General features: G+C 46.2%; 15 protein-coding genes. 10 read left to right on the top strand and 5 right to left on the bottom strand.

Annotated elements, in window-relative coordinates; all coding sequences use genetic code 11:
- The first annotated feature begins 241 nt into the window (after window positions 1–241).
- The 4 genes from AC0YNX_RS20560 to AC0YNX_RS20545 all read left to right on the top strand — a co-directional run bounded on the left by AC0YNX_RS20560 (window position 242) and on the right by AC0YNX_RS20545 (window position 3,878).
- Window positions 242–403: a DUF1328 domain-containing protein gene (locus AC0YNX_RS20560; protein WP_475817565.1), complete on the top strand. Its 162-nt coding sequence runs from the start codon at window positions 242–244 to the stop codon at window positions 401–403.
- A 66-nt stretch (window positions 404–469) separates the two neighbouring features.
- Window positions 470–874 (top strand): YflT domain-containing protein, encoded by a 405-nt coding sequence (locus AC0YNX_RS20555; protein ID WP_475817564.1) that lies wholly within the window; start codon window positions 470–472, stop codon window positions 872–874.
- A gap of 297 nt (window positions 875–1,171) precedes the next feature.
- Window positions 1,172–3,157, top strand: coding sequence for a methyl-accepting chemotaxis protein (locus AC0YNX_RS20550; RefSeq protein ID WP_475817563.1), 1,986 nt, complete (start codon window positions 1,172–1,174; stop codon window positions 3,155–3,157).
- Between the two features lie 127 nt (window positions 3,158–3,284).
- Window positions 3,285–3,878, top strand: a complete 594-nt coding sequence (locus AC0YNX_RS20545) for an SET domain-containing protein (protein WP_475817562.1) — start codon at window positions 3,285–3,287, stop codon at window positions 3,876–3,878.
- A gap of 64 nt (window positions 3,879–3,942) precedes the next feature.
- Here the strand turns inward: AC0YNX_RS20545 and AC0YNX_RS20540 are convergent, their stop codons facing one another.
- Window positions 3,943–5,211 (bottom strand): saccharopine dehydrogenase NADP-binding domain-containing protein, encoded by a 1,269-nt coding sequence (locus tag AC0YNX_RS20540; protein WP_475817644.1) that lies wholly within the window; start codon window positions 5,209–5,211, stop codon window positions 3,943–3,945.
- 157 nt (window positions 5,212–5,368) lie between these two features.
- Between AC0YNX_RS20540 and AC0YNX_RS20535 the strand changes: the two genes are divergently transcribed.
- From AC0YNX_RS20535 to AC0YNX_RS20525, 3 genes are all read left to right on the top strand, one after another.
- Window positions 5,369–5,791, top strand: coding sequence for a DUF1801 domain-containing protein (locus AC0YNX_RS20535; RefSeq protein WP_475817643.1), 423 nt, complete (start codon window positions 5,369–5,371; stop codon window positions 5,789–5,791).
- Window positions 5,792–5,842: 51 nt separating this feature from the next.
- On the top strand, window positions 5,843–7,399 hold the full coding sequence (locus AC0YNX_RS20530) for an SAM-dependent methyltransferase (protein ID WP_475817561.1): 1,557 nt from the start codon (window positions 5,843–5,845) through the stop codon (window positions 7,397–7,399).
- Between the two features lie 176 nt (window positions 7,400–7,575).
- The gene (locus tag AC0YNX_RS20525) at window positions 7,576–8,028 is read left to right on the top strand and encodes a helix-turn-helix domain-containing protein (RefSeq protein ID WP_475817560.1); all 453 of its coding nucleotides are present in this window, start codon (window positions 7,576–7,578) and stop codon (window positions 8,026–8,028) included.
- Between the two features lie 16 nt (window positions 8,029–8,044).
- Here AC0YNX_RS20525 and AC0YNX_RS20520 read toward each other — a convergent pair whose 3' ends face one another.
- Window positions 8,045–9,088: a serine hydrolase domain-containing protein gene (locus tag AC0YNX_RS20520; RefSeq protein ID WP_475817559.1), complete on the bottom strand. Its 1,044-nt coding sequence runs from the start codon at window positions 9,086–9,088 to the stop codon at window positions 8,045–8,047.
- A gap of 188 nt (window positions 9,089–9,276) precedes the next feature.
- Here AC0YNX_RS20520 and AC0YNX_RS20515 point away from each other — a divergent pair, with 188 nt between their 5' ends.
- The gene (locus AC0YNX_RS20515; protein WP_475817558.1) at window positions 9,277–10,152 is read left to right on the top strand and encodes a hypothetical protein; all 876 of its coding nucleotides are present in this window, start codon (window positions 9,277–9,279) and stop codon (window positions 10,150–10,152) included.
- A gap of 114 nt (window positions 10,153–10,266) precedes the next feature.
- Here AC0YNX_RS20515 and AC0YNX_RS20510 read toward each other — a convergent pair whose 3' ends face one another.
- Both AC0YNX_RS20510 and AC0YNX_RS20505 read right to left on the bottom strand, forming a co-directional pair.
- On the bottom strand, window positions 10,267–10,917 hold the full coding sequence (locus AC0YNX_RS20510) for a Dph6-related ATP pyrophosphatase (RefSeq protein ID WP_475817557.1): 651 nt from the start codon (window positions 10,915–10,917) through the stop codon (window positions 10,267–10,269).
- Between the two features lie 51 nt (window positions 10,918–10,968).
- Window positions 10,969–12,348 (bottom strand): aminotransferase-like domain-containing protein, encoded by a 1,380-nt coding sequence (locus tag AC0YNX_RS20505; RefSeq protein ID WP_475817556.1) that lies wholly within the window; start codon window positions 12,346–12,348, stop codon window positions 10,969–10,971.
- A gap of 112 nt (window positions 12,349–12,460) precedes the next feature.
- Between AC0YNX_RS20505 and AC0YNX_RS20500 the strand changes: the two genes are divergently transcribed.
- Window positions 12,461–12,877: a GNAT family N-acetyltransferase gene (locus AC0YNX_RS20500; protein WP_475817555.1), complete on the top strand. Its 417-nt coding sequence runs from the start codon at window positions 12,461–12,463 to the stop codon at window positions 12,875–12,877.
- Between the two features lie 167 nt (window positions 12,878–13,044).
- Here the strand turns inward: AC0YNX_RS20500 and AC0YNX_RS20495 are convergent, their stop codons facing one another.
- Window positions 13,045–14,397, bottom strand: coding sequence for an MATE family efflux transporter (locus AC0YNX_RS20495; RefSeq protein ID WP_475817554.1), 1,353 nt, complete (start codon window positions 14,395–14,397; stop codon window positions 13,045–13,047).
- Between the two features lie 131 nt (window positions 14,398–14,528).
- Here AC0YNX_RS20495 and AC0YNX_RS20490 point away from each other — a divergent pair, with 131 nt between their 5' ends.
- A complete protein-coding gene (locus tag AC0YNX_RS20490) occupies window positions 14,529–15,209 on the top strand; it encodes a TetR/AcrR family transcriptional regulator (RefSeq protein WP_475817553.1) in 681 nt (226 codons plus the stop codon).
- The last annotated feature ends 131 nt before the right edge of the window (window positions 15,210–15,340 follow it).

Below are 15,340 nucleotides of genomic sequence, written 5' to 3'. Positions count from 1 at the left end.
GAACAACACCACCTTCTCGAATTGTGTTGCAACCGTGTGCATTCTTAACGCAGCTTGGGCAGATATGAAACAGGCTCATTTTGATGAGAAACTTGCCCGAAATAACCCTTCATTAATAGCTGAGTAGAACACGTGAAATGGAGAGGGATTTCCAGATTCTGTTGTTTCAACCCTAGTCAATCGGGGTTAATCCAATTTCAAGCAAGGCAAACAAGTTACTTTGGAAGAAGAGGTGATTCATATGTTAGGATGGGCACTGATGTTTTTCATCTTCGCAATCATCGCTGGCATATTCGGCTTTCTGGGTATCGCATCCACGTTAGCCGGCATCGCGAAGATCTTATTCGTCGTCTTCCTGGTTATGTTCTTGCTTTCATTGGTATTCGGAAGACGACGAGTATAGGTACAAGCTGTTCGTTTCAAGCTTCAACGAATGCTAAACATTTATTAGAAAAGAGGAGGAATTACAATGACAATCCAAACGATGACGACGAAGGTGCACACGGTGGGCAACTTGAACGAGGTTCAACGAGAAGTTAATCGCTTCCGCAGCGAAGGCTACGATTCGAACAACATCTTCGTACTGACCCATGATAAGGACAGGACGGAGAGAATCGCCAAGAACACGGATGCCGAGCAGATTGACGTATTCATTGAAGGTGTCGGCACGGCGATTGCCAATGTGTTCCGCTCGACCGGTGATGAGCTTCGTGCCAAGATGAGGTCTCTCGGGATTTCCAAAGAATATGCCGAGTCTCTTGAAGCAGAGATGGACAGGGACAAAATCCTCGTCATCGCCTGGGGTGGCAGGGTGTACGATTACGATCAGTATGATGATACCATCTACTACTACCCGGGATTCGGTCCTTATTAAGCCTAACAACCTACACATATATTAAAGAAGAAGACCTACCCCTCCAGGGTAGGTCTTTAATCTGAGAATACTCGATGTAAACCAGAAACCCACGCAACGAGCTATAGCCGCTGCTGGGATTTCTTGTTTTTGTCTATATATGGACATGTTGAATGAGGTGCGCACCACGCTTCCTCCATTCGACAAAATATGACTGGACACAACATTTTCCACCAATTATGATGATTCCAAGCAAGTAGAAAGGTGGACTGAAGACTGGTGAAAAATAGTTTGCAGATATGGTTGCGGTGGTCGCTTATGAAAAGAATCGCCTTGTTGTCTGTGATTTGTCTTGCAATACCGATCTTGTTGGCGCAGTACGTATCATTCCATCAAACTTCAGGACAAATTGATGAGATTGAGCGGCAGCATATGCTGGATACCAAAAGGTCGATAGACAAGTATTTGGAAGAGAAGTCCAATCAAATGCTTAATTTCACAAAGTCGTACGCAATCTGGGAATCCCTCTATACAGCTGTCGGCCATAAAGACAAAACGTTCGTTGAAGAAAATGTGAACACGGTTAAGGATCTCGGAGATAACGTTCAGTTTACTCTGCTCTATGATGCTGCGGGAGAGCTCGTCTCCTCTACGGAAGAGCATCCGGAATTTCAGTCGCCGTACATATCCGCTGAGCTCAAAGAAAAGACAGGTATCGACGGAATCATGTTTACTGCGAAGGGAGTGGTTCTGTTCGCTGCCGTCAATATTCTGAAGACCAGCGACATGCCCGTACAATCGTCAGTCGGATATCTGGTTTTCGGTACTTATGTAAAGGGAAGCATTCTACAGCAAATAAGCCAGATCTTTCAAGTTAAGGTTGGACTTCAGGACTTGAGCGGCAACGTGATCTCGTCCGATGATAAATGGGATGCGGCGAAATTCAAGCCAGTCGCCGGTAAGCTGGGGAAAGACAGCGCTCCACTTCAGGTATTCGAGACAGACAAGAAGGAGAATCGTTCCTATTTCTACTCAGAGCTAAATGACATTCAGGGGAAAGCGGCCGCGGTCCTCATGCTGGATCAGGACGTTACTGATAACAATAGTGTAAAAGTCAGTCTGCAAAAATTTATATTGATCATTATCGGCGTTATGCTTCTTATGTTAATTGTTTATATTATGCAGATTCATTTTGGTGTCATTAGACCTATAGTAAGGCTGACCCATTTCATTCATGAATCGGAGAATACGAGTCTGCAAGCAGGCGTGCCGGATCGGATCAAGAATCGAAGGGATGAAGTTGGTCAACTGGGCCGTTCCTTTGATCAGATGAGATCGAATCTGCTGAGCCTGTTGGAACAAATTAATATCAACGTTGGTCATGTAACCAACAATCTGATGCTAACGGCCGAGGGCTTTAAGCAAGCCTTTGAAGAATCCTTGAAATCAAGTGAAACGACGATTGAGCATCTATCTGAAGTGTCCGGCGGGGCAGAAAGGCAAATGCTCAGTACGCAGAAAACGTCTCTTTCCGTTCAAGAGATGGTGCAAAGCATTCAGCGCATATCGGATTTCTCGTCGGAGATTCTCGGGATTACTGAGCAATCTTCGCGAACAGCGGAGACGGGCATTTCGGCCATGAGCAGCATGACGAACCAGATGAACCAGATCGAAGCATCGACAGAGCAGTCGACAGCGGCGGTCACAACGTTGAATGATTCAATGACTCAGATCAATCAGATTGTTCAAACGATCAGCGGGATATCAGGTCAGGTCAATCTTCTTGCGTTAAACGCTTCTATAGAAGCAGCAAGGGCAGGCGAGCATGGAAGAGGGTTTTCCGTCGTGGCGGGCGAGATTCGTAAGCTTTCCGGGCAGACTGCTGATTCGGTCCAGCTGATCGTCGATTTGATTCACAGCATTCAAGCTTCAGTTACCTCGGCCGTTGAAGCGATGGACAGCGTTAGTGCACAGGTTCAAGCAGGAGGGATCTATACTAGCGAAGCCAATAAAATGTTCTTTGCCATTGTCGGGGGAGTTAGGCGGGTATCCGGACAGATCGAGGAAATCAGTGCGGCATCGGAGCAGCTATTGGCTGGATCAGAGGAAATCTCCGCCAGCATGATTGAGACGAACTCGATCGCTAGCAATAATGCTGAATTCACGGTTGCTATCGTGGACAATGCAAAACAAACGTCTGAGAAATTCCATCGATTGCGCGCAGAAGCTGAGAATTTGGAAACAGTGACCCGAGATTTGAGGACAGCGGTACAGCAGATTAAAAGCAAGGATACGAAAGGATAACAACAAGAAGACAGGAAGCCTCCTGCCTCGTGGTTTCAAATACGTCCATATTTCACTTCGCCAAGACCCTCCAAATAAAGATTGAATATGATATTTCAGTCTTGAAGAGGAGGTTAAACTCACAATCATGATGCATCCGGATACAGAACTCCGCTTTATCAACGATGTGATAGGTGTAGGCGTTGTTGCCACGAAATTAATCCCTAAAGGAACCATTGTTTGGATTTCGGATCATTTAGATATGACATTAAAGAATGATTTTATTGAATCGCTTGATGAAGCTCGGCGGAGAGTGGTGGATAAGTACGCTTATTTAAGTGACGATGGTGATTCTCATATTTTGCATTGGGACCACGCAAGATACATGAATCATAGCTTCCACCCAACCTGTATCGATACGGTATTTGAATTTAATTTAGCTGTTAGAGATATACATCCTGGGGAACAACTGACATGCGATTATGGAATTGTTGGAGACGACGAGGATTTTGAATGCGTGCCTGAGGAAGGAACGAACCGAACAAGAGTGAGAGCCGATGATTATTTGTACTTCTCTCAGGAGTGGGACGATATGGCGAGGGATGCGTTTCAGTCTTTCAATAGTGTGGAACAACCGCTGAAATATTTAATCAAAGAGGAATATGCAGAACAAGTAAAAGCAGTAGCCGCGGGTCATCTACCGTTACCATCCATTCTTACTCTATTCGTAGATGGGTCGTGATGACCAAGCATAAATAAATAAAGGCAGCCCCTAAAGTCATCGGAAGTAACTTTAGGGGCTGCCTTTATTTCGTCCATCTCAATCTTCGATGCAGTAACCCATCAGATTCTTTATTTTCGCCCGTGATAAAGTCAGTCATATGGTACGTTAGATATTCTCCGTACTTGCTCTCAGATTTGAGCAGAAGCTCATCCACATAATAAGTACCTTTAGGGATATCATCGAGGACTAGACTGGCCAAGCCTGCATAAATGCCGCATGCGACTTGAAAGTATGTGGCGCTTGTTTTGTACTTTGGATAAGTGACACTGCTTTTCATCGAATTGCACATATATCTTTCCATATCTTCGTAAACCAAGAGAACCCCAACAAGGTCTTCGCCTTCAACCTCGTCTACTTCCGGATCAATTAAGCGCTGATTCCAATCCCATAGATCGCTTACATGAGCTAAGTGGCTTCGGATTAATTCCGTTGTATATTCACTGACGCGATAGATAAAACCGAGCTGTATATCGAACAGCTTACCTAGTGAAAGCACTTCTTCATGAGGCATCAGACAACCGTAAAATTGCTTATCTCCTAACCTTACTTTATATTCCATAGCATAGACTTCTTCATAGAAATAATGCGGCAAATGATGATGGACAAACATCGGATAGCTTAGGATAGCTTCATCCAAGAAGCATTCTACCGACCAAGAAGTATAGATCGTATGAGGTTCAATTAAAGCCTTGTCTTTATAAAAGGAAGTATCATGCTCGACAATGTAGCAGGCTAATGGTTGTTGATCAGGATGTTCTTGCAATAGTTTCAGAGCCATCCACTGCACGACGCCCGGATTCATCCCCGAGCCTATAATAGCCGTTGTATGCGTGAATTCGCTCTTAATCGCTTCATATCTCATATATCGCTCTGCAAGGGGGTAACCGTATAGACTCTCGTCCTCATCGACCGCCGTATTCTCAAGGGCTGAATTCACGTACGATACGCCTAATTCGTTGCAGCAATGCAGCATCTCAATGGTATCGGCCCATGATACATCAATAACGACTTTTGTTTTTGTCTTAATAAGGTGATCACGAAAATCGCTTAGATTCTTAAGATCCAGCTGGTGGAGCATGATTTGATGAGAAAGGTGGGGGAATAGTCGGTCATAATAGGCTCTATCCTTTTGGTTGATATCAATGAGGTGAAGTTGTGAATGGCTTATAATGAGATGTATAGGGTCATTCTTATCCTGAACGGATTGATTTAGAATGGCTAAAACTGCTCTTGCAACACCTCCGCTGCTTCCTAGTATCGTAACGGCAGAAGTTCTTGTGCAATCTAACATCTCACCATTCCCTTCCAAGTCATTCATGCTGTATGGTTAATGTATGATTCCACAAGTCGTAAAGTAAGTGTTTCTGTCCATCTAGCGCCCCGAGTGAATGAACTTTCGTCTTAATGGTGATAGGTAAGGTAATATAGTGGATGAGGGGGAAGTCATGATGTACGAGCAGAAAACGAAACAAACCGACAACAGCGTATTTGAGTTCATCGAGCTGATGGACAATGTCAAAAAGCGCATGGATGCGTACCGGTTGCTGGATGTGTTTACGGAGACGACGGGATATCCGGCGAGAATGTGGGGGCCAAGCATCATCGGTTTCGGGTCCTATCATTACAAGTACGCGTCGGGGCACGAAGGGGATGCTCCGCTTGCAGCATTTTCCCCGCGCAAGGCCAAGATCAGCCTTTACTTCGCACCTGATGATCCGGAGCGGGCGTCGCTGCTCGCAAAGCTCGGTAAGCATACAGAAGCCAAGTCATGCGTGTACGTGAACAAACTGGAGGACATCGACGAGGATGTACTTCGGGCTTTGATTCAGCATTCGATGGCTTACGTGCAGGCGTTGTATCCGGAGAAGTAAGATGCGGTTTAGAGGTTGAATAACTTCCAGAGAGCAGGATAAGTTGAACATATGGATAATAAAAAACAACGTTACCGCTTTAGTGAAGCACCTGTATGGGATATTCAGCGGAAATATTATGAAGATAGAGGATTAAAGGCTTGGACCAATGATCAAACTCCTCAATATATTACGAGCAATCCGATGATCGGTACGGCATATGCAGAAATGATCTTCGGGTTTCTTCAAGATCGTGCGAATAAGGATGTTAGTCCGGAGCCTGTATACATTGTAGAGCTTGGAGCAGGAGCGGGACGACTTGCTTACCATTTGTTGTACGAGCTATGCCAGCTGAGAGCGTTTGCGGGTGGTAATTTACCTCCGTTTCGCTATATTATGACGGATTTGGCGATGAGCAGTGTTTTGGCATGGAAGGAGCACCCCGCTCTACAATCATTTATTGCAGAGGGCGTGCTTGATTTTGCACGATTCGATGCTGTTCATGATACGGCTCTGAATCTGATCGTGTCGGGACAAACGATTGCTAAAGGGGATTTAAAGCAACCACTAGTCATCGTAGCGAACTACTTCTTCGATAGTATTCCGCAAGAACTGCTTTACATTGATAAAGGTCAAATTCATGAAGCGGATGTCTTCATTGAATATCCCGATCATATGGAAACCCTTAATCCATCGGACGTATTGAAGCAAATCTCTTTGCACTACGAGCATCGGCGGGCGGCAGAGTATGAAGAGGAAACGTATCCTTACAAAGAAGTCATAGCCCTTTATCAGGACCAAGTGGAAGATGCCTATCTATTATTTCCAGCCATCGGATTAGATTGTTTAACTCGATTGAATCAGTTGTCCCAGGCGGGAGCGCTGCTAATAACGGCAGACAAAGGTGAGCATCTGCTCGACAACTTGCAATATGAAGAGCCACCGGAGTTGGTTGTGCATGGAAATGGAAATTTCTCTTTTACGGCAAACTACCATGCGATTCGGCATGCTTGGGAACACAAAGGGGCCGTCGCGTTATTTCCACCTCAACATTATTCGAATATAAATGTCGGTTGTATGATCCATACGGATATGCCGATGGATTACTTTCAGACAAGATTAGCCTATCGGCGATTCATTGAACGCTTCGGTCCAGATGAATTCTACAGCATGAAGCTATGGGTCGATCGCAATCTAGATCACATGGAGCTTCAGCAGATATTAAGCTTCTGGCGTCTGGGAGGGCATGACGCGGAGTTCTTCATTCAGAGCGCGAAGCAGATTTCTCAGCTGTTACAAGATGCAACTGACGAAGAAATGCAGGATATTCTGAGGGGCATAGCAATAATGTGGTCTTCGTACTATGTGATGGAGCAGCGGTATGACCTCGCGCTGGATGCAGGGTTGTTGCTGTTCGAGATGGAGATGTACGAAGACTCCAAGCGGTATCTAGAAATATCGATCCATCAAGATGAAGATGAGATCGTGCCTACGGTATTTTACTGTCTGGCTATCTGTTGTTTTGAGATGAATCTCATCGAAGAGGCATTGGATTACACGAGAGAATTAATTAAGCTTGAGCCTGATCATAAAGAAGCATTGGAATTGATTCGACAATTCGAGATGTGAAAGCTGGAGAAGGCCATCCGCAATGGATGGCCTTTTTAACATGCTGTAAGAGCTGATTCCACGCCTAAAGTCAGGCGCAACCTGGGGTTGCGGAGCGATGTAACGAATGCGTTCTTTTCAATTCCATAACGTATAACTAATATGGACTTATATATTGCAGGAGGGTTGTGCCGCTTATGGTCTTTGGCGAGAAGTTGAAATCGGAGAGAAGCAAGCAAGGCTGGACACAAGAAGAACTAGCCGAGAAGCTGTACGTTAGTCGTCAGTCTGTTTCCAAATGGGAGAATGGTCAGAACTACCCGAGCATTGAAATTATTATTAAAATAAGTGATTTGCTTGGTGTAACCATTGATGAGTTATTAAGGAGTGATGAAGAGTTGACCAAGCAGGTGATCAAAGAAAGCAAACAGCTCGCTTACCCGAAATTAAAATTTATGTTTGATGTCTTATTCGTCATCGGTTTCATCCTGTTCGTGATCAAGATAGGCGTCATTCTTCTGAATAACTTCACTTCGCTTGAGATTACAGGATTTAGAAGAAATTTGTTCTGGAACATTGCCCCGTTAACTCTAATGCTTGCTGGTGGGATTGGTACCGGCATTCTGAAGGAAAAGTACAAAAAGGACTAACCTGGGCAATCAATCCTTAAAGTGTATTCAAGATTCGAAGCATCAGCTTATAAGACAAACTTGGCGGGGAGATTTGGTTGACGGTACCGCATAGGTACACATCCTTCGCAGGCGAATAATAGGCAAAGGCACCGGATAAACCGGAATGTCCGATCAATTCCGGAAGCGGCTTGAACGGTGAGAACACTCGTGGGAGCTTGAATTTTGCGATGCCTTTGCCGTACTGCAGCGGGAAGAAGATTCTGTTCCAAGCATATAGCTCGCTTAAATACGGCTTGGGGAACAGAGTTCCACCAAAGAAAGCTCTTAGAAACCGCATTAAGTCCTCTGCTGTTGACACGATGCCCCCGTCGGGACCGAAGGAAGCCATGGCATGGGGAATGTGTAGGGGGGACCTCTTATAATAAAGAGGACTAGGCGTGTGGTCTTGAGGATTCGTATACAGGTATGTGCCCGACAAAGACAATGGCTCGTAGATATATTGCGTAAATACGGCATTCAACGTTTGATTCGTCACGGTCTCGATGATTCTTCCAAGCAGCTGATAGTTGGTATCTGAATATAAAGCTTTACCCTTCGTTCCTGGAGCAAAGTGCGGCTTCATAAGTTTCACATCAGCGATTACGTTGTCGAGCGACCATGCTTGGTCTTGCCCGGACATGATTTCATCGACGAGACTTCTGCCGCTCTTTCTCTTCTGCTGGAAGTAATCCGGGAGGCCAGAAGTGTGCGCCATTAATTGCTCAATTGTAATATCGCTGGCGTATTCCGTGCCTTGGTAATAATGAAGGCCAGAGAGAATGCTCTGATCCAGATAGAGAGCGACCTTATCGGCCCACTTGAGTTTGTTCAGAGCGAATAGTTTCAATAAGATAGCGGTTATGTATAGCTTCGTTGTGCTCGCAATAAAGAACCGGCTGTCAGCGTTCATATTACCGGCTGCACCACTCCAAGAAAGTTGCCTATCTCCTGATTCCACTTGCAGAACTGCCCCGAAGATCTGTTTATGATCTACCGCTGCGCGAATGAGACGATCAAGATTTTGTAGGCGTTGTGGCATGGAAAATCCCCCCTCATTATGCTCCCATAACCTATGCAATATTGATGAAGGGTATTAATGAATGATGCAATTTACCAGGTAAATTTAACCTTCCTTTCAGCCTATACTCAGTTTGTCTTCATACTTGATGTCGATACATTCAATGCGGGCTTACTGCTAAGCGGTTATAACTGGGAGGAGACACAACTTTGTCTATTGCAATCAATGCCAACAGCAATACTTCTGCCTATTCGAAGACACAATCCGATAGCTCGAATACGGTCACCAGACAACATTCACATCATCATCATCATCGTGCTTCAGGAGATAGTTCCGCCAAAAATCAAGGGAAATCTAGTGATTCCGTACAAATGAGTCCAGAACTCATGCAGTTTTTGGCTGGAAGCCAAAACCAGGCTCCAGTCTCGACCGGCAACTATGGCTCCGACTCCAGTGATTATCCGATGTCGGTAGATCAGAAGAAGACGGTCTTGGCAGACATGCAATCAAGGCTTAATTCCGTTGACCTGTCACAAGCGGCTAATGATACGGCTGGCAAAAGGGCAACGGTTCTAAGTACAATTAAGGATGAATTGTCCGGTTTCGACTCGTCTACGTCGACGGATCAGCAGGTCTCGGATCTATTCGACGAAGTTACAAAGACACTGGAAAGCTCTCGTTCGGGCGGCAATTTACGGCGAACAGTCGCAGGAGAAGGTGTGCCTCCGATGATGAAAGCCATGGGCGGAATCATGCCTCCGTTCGCTTGGAACATCAACGATTCAAGCGAATCTCAGCAGAGCGGCAGCGACTTGTCGGATACCGATGCTGATTTTGAAAATACGCTGACAACGGATCAGATGAAAAACATCCTGGCCAATATTCAAAGCCGTTTGGATTCGGATTCAGATGATTCGTTTAGCTCAAATGACAACGATGATAGCAACAATTCATCTACGTTTGGTCAGCTTAAGGACCAACTGACTGACTTCGATGCAACTAAGGCAACCGATCAAGAAGTATCGGATCTGTTCAAGGATGTACAGCAAACAATGGAGCAAAGCTTCCCGTTTTTCCATAAATAGTTTGTTAAGCATGAACCCCACAGCATAGAACAACTTTAGAAACCGCGCTAGTTAGCCCGCAGCCAACTCACGTCCGCTAGCTTAAATAAGTAACCACTCCATTATCGGGAGTGGTTATTTCTCGCATCTAATATCAATCGCCACATGTGTCTTAAAATCTACCGTCCTACCGAATTCAATGGGTATCGGATTGCGGAATAGGGGTCCATCGTACACGAAGGTATGATACTCGCCGTTCTCTCCGCATGGGTCAGAACCTGCCGCTGTTATTTTCTCCACGAGATCTGTTGTTAGCGTTTGCCCGAGAAAGCTAGCATCCAATATATCGCTTTGGACGATCTTGATAGCCGCCTTGAATCCAAGGTCAATGATCTCTTCCGTCAAAGCCTTTCTGTCTTCTTGCCATAACGGAAGCACACAGCTCAAGCCGGCATTCCGGCAGCGCTGCTCATTCCACTCTCGATGACCTTCGATATCAATATCGCCAAAGGCACAGCTCTCCGCGCCGAGTTGAAGGGCTTTTCGTAGGCCGTCTTCAACGGCTTCGCTATACGTTTCAGGTGTGGAGCGACAGATGATAAGAGGAATCTCCAAGCTTTCTGACACTGCAGTTAAAAGCTCCTCCGTGACTCCGTGAAACCACGAGCGGCCTTGCTCTTCATTGAATGTCGTAACTAAGGCCACTGGCGTATGACCCTCGTGAATCATTCGGTAAAGCGCCAAGCTACTGTCCTTACCGCAGCTGTACATCATGGCAAATTTCATTGTTAGTTGCTCCTCAAGTTATTTGTGTTGGTTCCTCTTTAGCTACCGCTTCTAAATCCATGTAATGGCTGATCGGGTGAATTTGTTTGCGCTTCGTTGGTTCATGAGCTCGTCGGCCGTCTGACGAATCTTTCGGATGCCGTCCTCAATCTCTTGTTCATTCGTGCGAATAATGCTGAGGCGCCAGCTGTTCGCGCTTTCCACGCTAGGAAGGTAGCATTGATTCGTAGGAAACACATAGACCTCCTTCTGACGAAGGGCTGCGGCCAGTTCCTCTGCCTCCAGATGGTTAGGCAGCCGGAGCTCAGCGAATATACCGCCGGCTGATTTGCTTAAATGAAAACCATCGTTTAGATACTGGCTGCATGCCTCCTGTAGCGCCTTCATTCGAATGCCATAACGTTCCCTCATTTTGGCGGCATGGCGTTGGAACAATCCGCTGCCCAGATGAATCTCCAAGGCAGCTTGTGAAAGGGCGGAAGTGCTTAAATCGCTCGAAGATTTGTACATTCGGAATAAGGTGATTAGTGACTCCGGAAGTACAGCGGCACCTAGGCGCAGGCCGGGCAGCATGATTTTGGAGAAGCTTCGAATGTAGATGACGCGTCCCGCATAATCATAGCTGCAGATTGGATCAGCTTTGCTGTCCGTCTCCAAGTCTGCGAGATAGTCGTCCTCCACGATATACACATCATACTTCTCTGCCAGTAATGCAATGGCTTCTTTCTCCTGACGTGACAAGCTGCTTCCGAGCGGATTGTGGTACCTTGGGACCGTATAAAAAAACTTAATGGCATTGTTCCGAAAATGCCGTTCCAGTTCATCAAGGTCAAGTCCTGATTCCGTTCGAGCAATTCCAATGGAGGTCACCCCGAGGAGGTTGATTATTCTCAACATTCCGGAGTAGCAGGGCTGTTCGACCAAGATCGTCGATTTTCCATTTGGGAACGGCATGGAGGCAAGCAAGTGAAGGGCTTGTTGGGAGCCAGAGACGATGCAGATTCGTTTCGGTTCAGCGAAAATTTGCGAGACTGCCAAGTGCCGGGATATGGCCTCGCGTAGAGATGGAAATCCGAGTGGATCTCCATATATAAAGAGACGATCGCCGTATAGCTGTACAGCCCGGTTTAATCCATGCTCAATTTCTTCATAGGGGATAATGCCAGGGTCCGGAGAAGCCATGGCAAAATCAATCTGTCCTTCCGGCGGATCGTCAGACTTGGATGAACGAACAATCACATAGTAGCCACTCTTAGGCACCGAGTAAATCAGGTGTTCTTTCTCTAATTCATCGATGGCGCGGATCACGGTGTTTTTGCTGCACTTCCACTGTATACTAAGCTCTCGGATAGACGGTAATTTACCACCGGGCTTGATCGCCCCAGTGTTAATCTGTTGTTTCAGATTGTCCTTCACACTCTCGTATTTCATGGTTTTCACCCCCATCTGTATGGGTATAGTTGCTTTATAAATTATTATTCTCTTCCATCTGTCACCACTATAATAAACACATTAACGTACATGAACAATAGGAGGTATACAGATGGAGTGGATTCATGATTGCCTGCCTTACAAGATTAGTGACAGTGTTGAAGCGCTGCAGTCGGATGTCATCCTTGCATTATTGAAGGGTAGTTATTGGGCTGCGGAACGGTCGGAAGTAACGATTAGGAATAGCTGGAGGGAATCACTTTGTCTCGGTGTTTATAGCACTGCCGGGAAACAAGTAGGTTTTATGCGGGTTGTAACGGATGGAGCGACCTTTTCCTGGCTATGCGACGTAATTGTAGAGACTGATCATCGCGGTAAAGGAATTGGCAAATGGATGATGGCTGTTCTGGTCGATCATCCTCGCATTCGCCATACACCTATTTATCTCGGTACTCGAGACGCGCATGGGCTTTATGAGAAGTACGACTTCGTACGACGGGAATTGATGGTCCGCCGAACAGCACAATAAAAGATCCCGATCCGTACATCATTGTCTTAATAATACAAGTACATCTATGATTGAGGTCGAAACGAGGGGTATCTGAGAGTTCGAAAAATACACTCTCAGCTTCGCCAATCCGCTGATAGAGGGTTTATCGACAGTCAAAGGCCACCCGCAAAGGTGGCCTTTTATACTTACTGCGCCAAGCTCTCCAAATCCGGCTGCAATTTGTTTCGCAGTACATACAGCATCGTGGCGCCGACAAGGAACGCGACGGCATCCGCCATGACGAGTGACCAGACCACACCATGGAAGCCATTCAGTCGATTGGCGATATAGAGAACAGGAATCAGAGTAATGCCTTGAATAATTGACATAATAAAAGCGGCGGTTCCTTGCGCGGTTGCTTGAAAGATCCCCGTGAACAACGTGGTCATGCCTGTAATGAACAAGGATAAGAACGTCACGTGCAGAATGTAGCTGCCCATTTCAATTAATTGCGGGTCATTCGTGAATAAGCCGATCAAGTGGTCAGATATCAGATAGACAATGACGCCGAACACGGCAGCCATGGCTACGATCGCTTTGATCGTGAATCCAATGGTTTGCTTCATGCGTAATTTGTTTGCAGTGAAAGAGAACGCAATAAGGGGAACGACGCCCTCGCACAACCCCATCAGAATAAACTCAGGAAATTGCAATAAACGCGATGATATACCGAAAGCCGCTGCAGCCTGATCCCCATATTCCACAAGGTAATGGTTCAAGATAAGCGACATTGCACCGAGGAAGATGCTCATGACAAAGACGGGCACGCCAATTTTGAATACATTGCTCAGAATGTCCTTGTTAGCCTTGAACCATTTTGCAGAGATGGTTAAGAATTGACTCTTAGCTCCGATATGGAACGCGTAAAATGCACTTGCAACCAAGTTGGAAATAACCGTAGCAGACGCAACGCCGATCACGCCCCAGTGGAAGACGAAGATGACGAGCGCATCGAGAATAATATTAACGACAACACTTAGAATCATACCGGTCATCGACGTAATTGCCGCACCTTCAGAGCGTACAATATTCTCCATCGTGAAGAATAAGACGACGAATGGTGACCCGATAAGCATAACCGTGACATAGTCCTTGGTGAATCCGAAGGAATCAGGCGTTGCACCTAGGCCATGTACGATGGAATCGATCAACGGGATACCCACGGCCATCACGATAAGACCGAGAACTAAACTGCTGTAAAAGGCGAATGAGGAGACGTGCTTGACCGCATCATATTGTTTCTCTCCCAGCAAACGAGAGATGAATGTACCGCTGCCCATGCCAATCAAGTTGCCTAGCGCCATAATGATTGCGAACAACGGCAGCGTTAGCGCGAGCGCGGTTAACATGGACGTATTGCCTAGCGTCCCTAGGAAATAGGCATTCAAGATGGAATAGATGACACTCATTGACGTGCCGAGCATCATCGGAACAGCAAAGTGAGCGACGGCTTTAGCAACCGGTGCTTTCTCAAAGTAATGGAGGTTTTGTGCATCCATGCGGATCACTTCTTTCTTTATTTTGTTTGACTAACAGTGTTAGATTGAACCTTACAGTGTTAGATGATATCATGAACCTAAGAACCTGTAAACAACAAACTTACACTGTTAGATAAAAAGGGCGGATATCGATGAAAAAAGAGCAGCCTCAGATTTCGGAGGATAGGATTCTGGAGGTCTCATGGGAACTTCTAGGGCAAGAGGGCATCGAGAAATTCAGCATGAGACGATTGGCCGACCGGCTTGGGATTCAAGCTCCCTCGCTGTATTGGTACTTCAAGAGCAAGCAAGAGCTTTACCAGCGCTTGGCCAACCAGGTAGCGAAGATCGTTCTGGAGGAGTTCCACTCCGAGGGGGACTGGAAGGAGCAGCTATCGAGCTTTGCGGTTACAGTGCGGGATGTTCTCCGCCGTCATCCGTGTTCCACGCAGCTCATGATGCTGACGCTTCCTCATGAGGCAGACATCATTCGGTTTACCAACAGGATGCTGCTCTGCATGGAATCGACGCCGCTTGAGCAAGAGCATCAATTACAAGCGGTTCTCACGCTTACGAACTATGTCTTCTACTTTGTTCTGGACGATTACGAGCATCAGCGCAATGTAGCTGCGATCCTTAAGGAGCAGGGAGAGCTTCCGAGCGGGGAGATGCTTCGCCTTCTGGAGTCCATGAGCGAGACGGATGCGGGACTGTTCCGTAGGATGTTCAAGAGCGGGATGTTCGAGGTGATGGGGACCGATGGATCGTTCGAGTTCGGTTTGAAGCTGATCCTGCTGGGAATCGAGCAGGTGATTAAGGAGCAGGAGAAGTAGGATGTTAACGAACGCTCGTCCGGTTATCGGATGAGCGTTTTTTTGCATTTGACGGTGCTTGGTGCTCTCTAATATGTCAACCAAGGAAGGATTTTACTGGAAATAAAGCGAAATATAATCGAGGACGTGAA

The sequence above is a fragment of the Paenibacillus sp. J31R98 genome (genome assembly GCF_056269245.1).
Note: the sequence above shows the minus strand (reverse complement) of the source record. Positions and strands in the feature narration are given on the sequence as shown.

Coding starts and splice junctions, on each gene's coding strand:
- AC0YNX_RS20560 (WP_475817565.1), top strand. CDS start 242: ATGTTAGGATGGGCACTGATGTTTTTCATCTTCGCAATCATCGCTGGC.
- AC0YNX_RS20555 (WP_475817564.1), top strand. CDS start 470: ATGACAATCCAAACGATGACGACGAAGGTGCACACGGTGGGCAACTTG.
- AC0YNX_RS20550 (WP_475817563.1), top strand. CDS start 1,172: ATGAAAAGAATCGCCTTGTTGTCTGTGATTTGTCTTGCAATACCGATC.
- AC0YNX_RS20545 (WP_475817562.1), top strand. CDS start 3,285: ATGATGCATCCGGATACAGAACTCCGCTTTATCAACGATGTGATAGGT.
- AC0YNX_RS20540 (WP_475817644.1), bottom strand. CDS start 5,211: ATGTTAGATTGCACAAGAACTTCTGCCGTTACGATACTAGGAAGCAGC.
- AC0YNX_RS20535 (WP_475817643.1), top strand. CDS start 5,369: ATGTACGAGCAGAAAACGAAACAAACCGACAACAGCGTATTTGAGTTC.
- AC0YNX_RS20530 (WP_475817561.1), top strand. CDS start 5,843: ATGGATAATAAAAAACAACGTTACCGCTTTAGTGAAGCACCTGTATGG.
- AC0YNX_RS20525 (WP_475817560.1), top strand. CDS start 7,576: ATGGTCTTTGGCGAGAAGTTGAAATCGGAGAGAAGCAAGCAAGGCTGG.
- AC0YNX_RS20520 (WP_475817559.1), bottom strand. CDS start 9,088: ATGCCACAACGCCTACAAAATCTTGATCGTCTCATTCGCGCAGCGGTA.
- AC0YNX_RS20510 (WP_475817557.1), bottom strand. CDS start 10,917: ATGAAATTTGCCATGATGTACAGCTGCGGTAAGGACAGTAGCTTGGCG.
- AC0YNX_RS20505 (WP_475817556.1), bottom strand. CDS start 12,348: ATGAAATACGAGAGTGTGAAGGACAATCTGAAACAACAGATTAACACT.
- AC0YNX_RS20500 (WP_475817555.1), top strand. CDS start 12,461: ATGGAGTGGATTCATGATTGCCTGCCTTACAAGATTAGTGACAGTGTT.
- AC0YNX_RS20495 (WP_475817554.1), bottom strand. CDS start 14,397: ATGGATGCACAAAACCTCCATTACTTTGAGAAAGCACCGGTTGCTAAA.
- AC0YNX_RS20490 (WP_475817553.1), top strand. CDS start 14,529: ATGAAAAAAGAGCAGCCTCAGATTTCGGAGGATAGGATTCTGGAGGTC.